Origin of the sequence: Ornithinimicrobium sp., from assembly GCF_051004135.1 — a bacterium.
In the GTDB taxonomy this organism is placed as follows: Bacteria; Actinomycetota; Actinomycetes; order Actinomycetales; family Dermatophilaceae; genus Ornithinicoccus.
This window is the reverse complement of record NZ_JBPCKQ010000167.1, coordinates 1-4516: the sequence shown is the minus strand read 5'-3', so window position 1 is coordinate 4516 and position 4516 is coordinate 1. Positions and strand designations below refer to the sequence as shown.

The window sequence follows — 4516 nt, the reverse complement described above, 5'->3', positions numbered from 1 at the left end:
TCCTTGGACATGGCGGCCTTGCGCTCCTCATCCAACTTGTCGCCCATAATGTCGGTGTCCACCGGGCCCGGTGACACAGCGTTGACGGTGATGTTATGCTCGCCCACCTCCCTGGCCAGAGCCCCGGTGAAGCCAATAATTCCGGCCTTCGAGGCGCTGTAGGCGACCTTGGAGTAGGTGCCGCCACCGCGTTGCGCCGAGATCGAGGACACGCTGACGATCCGGCCCAGTTGCCGGTTGATCATGCCCTGCAGCACCCGCTGGGTGATCATGAACGTCCCGGTCATGTTGACGGCGAAGACCTTGTCCCACGCCTCCCGCGTTTCCTCCATGAACGTCGTCGGCGAGCTGATGCCGGCCAGGTTGACCAGCCCCACCACGGGCGGCAGCGACTCCTCGACGGCCTTGATCGCCGCTCCCACCGACTCCTCGTCGGAGACGTCGGTGCCCACTCCGAGGCACGGCACGCCATACCGACTGCTCAGGTCATCGGCGACCGCTTGCGCCTCCTGCCCGTCGATGTCCAGGATCGCGACCGCCCACCCCTGCTCGGCCAGGCGCTGGGCGGCGGCGCGTCCGATGCCGCGCTCGGAGGCGGCGCCGGTCAGCACGGCGGTCCGCTCGGTCGGCCACGTCATAGTAACTGTCTCGCTCATGTCGGTGCTCTCCTTGGGTCGGTCGGGTCACAGGTGTGCGCTGAGGGTGCGGACGACGTCGAGCAGCGACTGATCGGTGCCGACGTTGCCCGCGAAGACCACGTAGGGGATGCCGCGGTGGGGCCCGTCCACGGCCTCCCACAGCGAGACCAGCCCCGCCAGCATCGGCCCGCGCACCACGGCGTGGCGGATCTGCATACCGTGGGCAGCCACGTCCGATGAGGTGATGCCGCCCTTGGCCACGACGAACCGGGGCGGGGTGTCGGCCAGGGTGCGGCGGACCACGTCGACCACCGCCTCGGAGACTCCCCGGGCGATCCGCAGGCTCTCCTCGGGGTCGTCGGTCCTCTTCAACTGCCGGCTGGTATGCAGGATCACGTCGCCTCGCGCGAGGGCCTGGGTCACTGTGTCGACGGTATACTGCAGGTGTGCGTCGCGCTGCTCCTCGTCGACCAGGGCCTCGACCGACAGTTCGACCCGGCGCGCCTCGGGGTGACCGAAGAGCAGCGCGTCCAGCTGGCGGGTGGTCAGCGCGACGTGGGAGCCGACCACGACTAGCCCGCCCCGGCGCTCAGCGTCTTCCCCCAGGATCTCCTGCTCGCTCAGCGGCGGCCGGGCTTCTTGCCCGATCATGGCCCGCACGAACGGCGGCCCCACGCGGTAGAGCAGGTGCTTGCCCCGGCGCTCTGCCTCGATCAAGCCCAGGGCGAGCGCCCGCAGGTCGTGCTCGGTGACGATGTCGACCACGATCGGCGTGGAATCCTGCGCCGGCTCCACCGCGTCGGCGATGCCGTCGGCGCCCCCGCGCACGACGTCGAGATCGAGCACGATCACGACGTCGGCATCGACCCGACCCTGCGTCTTCTCCTGCACGTAGTCGGGCAGCGCCGAGTGGTGATAGCCGAAGGTCGCATCGGCGGCGAACTCGGTCTGCGCCGCCGGCACCAGCTCACCCTCCTGCTCCACGTAGTGCACCCCGCCGCTGGTGACGCGGCCCGCGTCGGGGAAGGCCGGGACGATCACGACCCCGTCGGTCGCCGGCAACCCGTGCTCACCGAGGGTCTCGGCGATGACGTCGGTCTCCAGGGGGTAGTGCCCGCGCAGGGTGGAGTCGCTGCGGCTGACGAAGGTGAGATCGATGCCGACGTCGTCGGCGGCAGCAGCACTGTGGGCGTTGGCCACGCACTCCTGCGTGCGATCGCGCGCGTCGGCGGGGTCCAGGCTGCGGGTGTTGGTCAGCACGTAGACCGCGGGAGCCAGCGCGCCGTTGATGCGGTGGGTGAAGGCCCAGGCGAAGTCCTCGACGTTCCACGTGGTCAGGACCGGAAGATCGGCCACCGACTGGGTGCCCGTCGGGTCGTCGTCGAGCACGATCAGCACCCGGGGTGAGGCCTCCCGGGCCGCTGCGACCTCGGCGGCGCTGACCTCGGTCTCGCTCGGGTATGCGGCGAGGAGCTCCGCTTGACTCGGCATACCCCTCCGTTGACGTCGCGGACCGCGCTCTCAGTATTGGGTCAACCTGACGTTGCGTCAACCGAGGCCACGACCGTTGCATGTCTACTGTTGACGCGCTCGCCTTGCATCCCCATAATGAGTGCGCCGACCAACGAGGTCCAGCGTGGATGAACGCAAGGGGATGTGTCCGTGGATATTCAACTGCTGTTGGCGCTGGTCATCGGGATCGGGACGATCATCGTCTTAGTGCTCCGCACCCGCCTCGACGCGTTCGTCGCACTCCTGATCGCCGCGCTGGTCACCGGTCTGATCGCCGGTCAACCGGTCCTGGACATCGTCAGCTCGATCACCACCGGCTTCGGCAACACCCTGGCCTCCATCGGGATCGTCATCGGACTCGGCGTCGCGATCGGCAAGATCCTCGAGGTCTCCGGCGCGGCCACAGCCCTGGCCAACGCCTTCCTGTCGGTCTTCGGCAAGGGCCGCGAGCCATGGGCAATGGGCAGCGTCGGCGCCCTGGTGTCGATCCCCGTCTTCTGCGACTCCGGCTACGTCATCATGAACCCCCTTGCCCGCTCGATCGCCCGGGTCAAGAAGGCCGGCTACGTGACCCTGGCCCTCGCTCTGGGCTGCGGCATGACGCTCACGCACCACCTGGTGCCGCCCACGCCCGGCCCCCTGGCGGTGGCCGGCATCCTCGGCGCCGACCTCGGCCTGCTCATCCTGGTCGGGTTGGCATTCACCATCCTGCTGCTGCCGGTAGTGGTCGTCTACGCCCGCTGGATCGGACCGAAGCTGGAGGACGAGGTCCGCGCCGACGTCAAACAGGCGGTGTATGCCGACGCGATGGCCAATGCAGGCGGCTCCGGCTCGGGGACCGGCTCCCATAGCGTTACGGAGGACGCCCCGAGCGGCGCGGCCGAGGACCGACCCGCGGACGGCTCACCGGACGAGGAGATCCTCGGCCAGCGGCCGGAGGGGGCGCCCAAGCACTCGGTGGGCGCGTTCGTGGGGTCGCTGCCCCTGCTGGTGCCCCTGCTGCTGATCGTGATGAACACTGTCAGCGGCGCCGTCGACCAGAGCCAACAGGGTGTGCAGGCCGAGGACTACGAGCCGTCCGGCTGGGCTGTTCCGTTGCAGTTCCTCGGCAACCCGGTCGTGGCCCTGGTCATCGGTGTGCTGCTGGCCGTCTACCTCCTGCTGCCGCGGTGGACCCCGCGCACCAAGGTGCAGGGTTGGTTCGCCGAGGCTGCCGCCTCCGCCGGTCTGATCTTGCTGATTACCGGAGCGGGAGGCGCCCTCGGGCAGGTATTGCGCGACTCCGGCGTGGGCGACGCGCTGGGCGAGGCGGTCGCGAGCACGGCGCTGCCCGGCTTCCTGGTGCCCTTCGTGGTCGCCACGTTCGTACGAGTGGCCCAGGGGTCCGGCACGGTCGCGATGGTCACCGCCGCCTCGGTGACCGCTCCCTTGGTCACGAGCCTGGGCATCGACCCCGTGGTCGCCGCCATCGCCTGCACCTCCGGGTCGATGGTCTTCAGCTACTTCAACGACTCCTACTTCTGGGTCGTGACCCGCTTCACCGGCCTCGAGGGCACAGCTGCGCTGAAGGGCTGGTCCGGGATCACCACCGCGGTGTGGGCGGGCTCCATCCCCCTGCTCTTCATCCTGAACCTGATGTTGGGATAAGCAACCCGCTCACCCACCGCGACACCACGCGAGCAAGTCGGTCGACAGCAGGCACCCACCCGGCATGCGGGAAGGTCCCCTTCAGCGTGGGGGCTCCAGCGGGTAGATCCGACGGGCGTTGCCGGCCGCGATCGCCGCGTGGATGTGGTCGGCATCGCAGCACGACCTGGTGCTCATCGACTGCCCACCCGAGTTCGGTGCATCCCCATTTTTCCTTGTAGATTCGGGGGAACGCTGATCCCCGCACCCGCTCCGGTGTTTCCGCGGCGACGTGACGCATTAGGTCTTTGGCCAGTCCTTTGCCTCGTGGGACAGCGGCGAGGTTGTACGCGCGGGTGTGATCTCCCCCTGGTTTGGTGAGTACCGCTGCGCTCCCCCGACAGTCCTGCAGCACCCACCACCGGGCACCAGTCGGCCCGGTGACACAACGGCTGGCCAGCCAACTAGCAGCCATCACGAGCAGGTAGCAGACAGGTAGTGCCACGACCAGGGTGCTCGAACGCATTAGCGCTGGCGATGACGCCTGGCGATCCCTGCGGAGAGGAGGGCCGTCCCCGCAGTGAGGGCTGCCGTGCTGGGTGCCCACAAGAACGCTCGCACCACTACGGGCGCGGCCGTACGCCGACCGCTTGGGTCTCCCACCGTAACTACTCAGGTGGGCTGAGTTGGTTGTTCAGTTCGTGGCTGGTAGCCAGGGTGTGCCGGCGAGGAGGTCGCTT

General features: G+C 68.7%; 3 protein-coding genes. 1 reads left to right on the top strand and 2 read right to left on the bottom strand.

What is annotated here, in order from left to right; genetic code table 11:
• Together ACR2FV_RS11350 and ACR2FV_RS11345 are read right to left on the bottom strand one after the other, a co-directional pair.
• The coding region (locus ACR2FV_RS11350; RefSeq protein WP_434015807.1) for an SDR family NAD(P)-dependent oxidoreductase at nucleotides 1-656 on the bottom strand (656 nt) is incomplete at its 3' end.
• Nucleotides 657-683: 27 nt separating this feature from the next.
• On the bottom strand, nucleotides 684-2129 hold the full coding sequence (locus ACR2FV_RS11345) for a four-carbon acid sugar kinase family protein (protein ID WP_434015806.1): 1446 nt from the start codon (nucleotides 2127-2129) through the stop codon (nucleotides 684-686).
• A gap of 171 nt (nucleotides 2130-2300) precedes the next feature.
• Between ACR2FV_RS11345 and ACR2FV_RS11340 the strand changes: the two genes are divergently transcribed.
• The gene (locus tag ACR2FV_RS11340) at nucleotides 2301-3797 is read left to right on the top strand and encodes a GntP family permease (protein WP_434015805.1); all 1497 of its coding nucleotides are present in this window, start codon (nucleotides 2301-2303) and stop codon (nucleotides 3795-3797) included.
• Nucleotides 3798-4516: the final 719 nt, after the last annotated feature.

Bases quoted from the DNA above. Each gene is read 5' to 3' on its own strand.
- ACR2FV_RS11345 (WP_434015806.1), bottom strand. From the start codon at position 2,129: ATGCCGAGTCAAGCGGAGCTCCTCGCCGCATACCCGAGCGAGACCGAG.